Consider the following 1110-nt stretch of genomic DNA (forward strand, 5'->3'; position numbering starts at 1 on the left):
GTGTTTGCCGGTGGTGGCCACGCGACGCAGCCGTCTGGTGCGGCGCCCCATCAGCGTGCCCCTCGACACAGCGGCAACGTGAATGCTGCGGCCTGACGTTGCGTGCCGACCAGACGGCGGAGCTCGAGCCCGCAGCGTCGGGCGCCCGCTTCGGCCTGGCCCACGGCCGCGTCCAGCTCGGCGAGCGTCGGAGCGGTAAGGGTGATGGTCCACACCAGGCGGAACACCGCCCGGCCATCGACCAGGTCGGCTTCGCGTTGGGCGGCATCGCCGAGGGTGCGGCGGTGGCGGGCCGAGGCCGCGAACCCCCACCGCATCCGTAACGCCTGTTCGGACTCGGCGGTGACCTGCTCGGTCTGGGCGCGGCGTTCGGCGGTCTGGGCAGGGGTGGGGACATACAGCAGCGACATCCGTCGGGCGGCCGGCACACCGATCAGCAGATGCTGGAGGAACTCGCCGGTCACCGGCCGCGACGGCGGCCCCGCGACCTGACAGGTGGCGGCCCATCCGGCGTCGAGCTTGAGCGAGGTCCAGGACTCGGCCATCGCCGCCGGTCCGGCCACCGACGGATCACAGCCCGCACCGGTGTTGATGTCGTCACCGCGGCTGTCGAGCAGGTGAAAAGCCGACGGGTCGAACCCGGCGCGCAGCACCGCGGCGACCTGCCGGGCGGGCAGCCACCCGTGCACCTCGATGCCGGCACCAGTCAGGGCCTCCTCAATCATGGCTGCCCGGTCAAGCAGCACCGTGGCCGCACCGTCACGCCCCCCACCTGCCTGGCGGACCGCTCGGCGGGCGGCCGCGCGGTCAAGCGCGATGGCGAGCAGCAGTCGATGCTGCTGCCCGGCACCGTCCGCGACGTCGAGCAGCTGCCGGTAGGAGGCGGCGGTGGCCTCGTCGCCCCGGCCGCCATGCTGCTGATGCCACCGTCGGGGTTGCCCGCTGCTGGCTGGGCGACACAGGTGCACCAGCTGCAGGCGGCACAGCTCGGTCAGTGACTGGCCGACGTGGTCGAGCAGTCCACCCCATCCGGCGAACCGGGCCTGCTGCTCACCCGGGTCGCAGAACAGCAGATCCTGACCCGACACCTCCACGATCGCGACCAGCCGG

1 protein-coding gene is annotated in these 1110 nt (G+C 72.8%); it reads right to left on the reverse strand.

Going from position 1 to position 1110, the window contains the following annotated elements; all coding sequences use genetic code 11:
• Window positions 1-50 precede the first annotated feature (50 nt).
• Window positions 51-1110, reverse strand: a 1060-nt coding sequence (locus tag WD250_07440; protein MEX2620036.1) for an SCO6880 family protein, incomplete at its 5' end; no start/stop codon positions are given.

The organism is Egibacteraceae bacterium, assembly GCA_040905805.1.
GTDB lineage: Bacteria > Actinomycetota > Nitriliruptoria > Euzebyales > Egibacteraceae > DATLGH01.